The organism is Streptomyces sp. 13-12-16, assembly GCF_002114215.1.
In the GTDB taxonomy this organism is placed as follows: Bacteria; Actinomycetota; Actinomycetes; order Streptomycetales; family Streptomycetaceae; genus Streptomyces.
On record NZ_NCTE01001472.1, the window covers coordinates 1 to 1,319 of the forward strand.

2 protein-coding genes are annotated in these 1,319 nt (G+C 75.1%); one reads left to right on the top strand and one right to left on the bottom strand.

Translation table 11 applies throughout. The annotated features are described in order from the left end of the window. Positions 1-975 (bottom strand): serine/threonine-protein kinase (locus tag B7767_RS42960; protein WP_143653015.1); only part of this gene is annotated, 975 nt, incomplete at its 3' end. 129 nt (positions 976-1,104) lie between these two features. Here B7767_RS42960 and B7767_RS47585 point away from each other — a divergent pair. Continuing rightward, a partial coding sequence (locus tag B7767_RS47585) for a hypothetical protein (protein ID WP_218775874.1) occupies positions 1,105-1,319 on the top strand: 215 nt, incomplete at its 3' end.

Genomic DNA, 1,319 nt, shown 5'->3' on the forward strand with positions numbered 1-1,319 from the left:
CGTCTCCAGTGCGGCGCGGACCCGCGCGGCGTCCGGACGGCGCGCCGGGTCCTTCTGCAGCAGGCCGGTGATGACCTCGGCCAGCGGCCCCCGCGCGGAGGCGGGCGGTGCCGGGGTGGCGTTGAGGACCGACTGGAGGGTGGCGGGGGTGTTGCTGCGGCGGAACGGCGAGACGCCCTCCGTCGCCGCGTACAGCACCACGCCGAGCGACCACAGGTCGGAGGCGGGGCCGGGGCGCTGGCCCAGCACCCGTTCCGGGGCGATGTACTCGGGCGAACCGACGAAGCCGCCGGTGTCGGTCAGACTGGTCTCGCCCTCGATCTGCGCGATGCCGAAGTCGGTGAGGACGACCCGGCCGTGCCGGCCGAGCAGGACGTTGTCCGGTTTGACGTCCCGGTGCAGGATGCCCGCCGCGTGGGCGGCCTCCAGCGCGCCGAGCACCTCCAGGCCGACCCTGGCCGCCTCGCGCGCGGAGAGGGTGCCCTCCTCCTGCAGCACGGCGCCCAGCGAGCGGCCCTGGACCAGTTCCATCACGATCCACGGCCGGCCGTCGACCACCGCGACGTCGTGGACGTTGACCACCGCGGGGTGGTCGAGCCGGGCGGCGGCACGGGCCTCGCGGCGCATCCGCTCGGAGGCGTTGGCGCGTTCGCGTTCGGGAAGGTGGTCCGGGACGCGGGGCTCCTTGACGGCGACCTCGCGGTCCACGGTCTCGTCCTTGGCCCGCCACACCGTGCCCATGCCGCCGTGTCCGAGCTTGGCGAGCAGCCGGTAACGGCCGGCGATCAGCCGCCCGGCACCGGGGTCGCTCTCCGGCTGCGGCTGCGGCTCCGGCTGCGACGGGACCACCTGGGTCGGTGCCGCGTACGGGTTGCCGGGGTGCGGCACGGCCACGGGCTGGTTCGGGTTCGGCGGTCGCAGACCGAAACTGGTTGGCTCGTCGGCCCCGTGGCGGGCTCCCCCGTTGCTGCTCATGGTTCATCCATATCGCGCCAAGCCCTCACGTATCCACTGCGGGTGCCCACCGGTCACAGACCCGTGACCCTCGTGGGGACTTATCTCCCGTTTACGGGGTTATGCGGCCGGATCGAGGAGCCGGTCGCCGTGGGAGCGGGCGAGGGCGTCGGGGTCCCGGTGGGTGACGCGCTCGCCGGTGTCTCCGGCGCCGTGCTCGTCGGCGTACCGCCCCCGTCGCCGTCCCGGTCCTGCAGGAGCAGCGCCGCCGCGGACACCCCCGCTCCCGCCATGGCGGCGACGGCCAGGGCCGCGACGAGCACGCCCCTCGTGGGCTGCCGCCGGACCGGACGCGCCTGGGGACC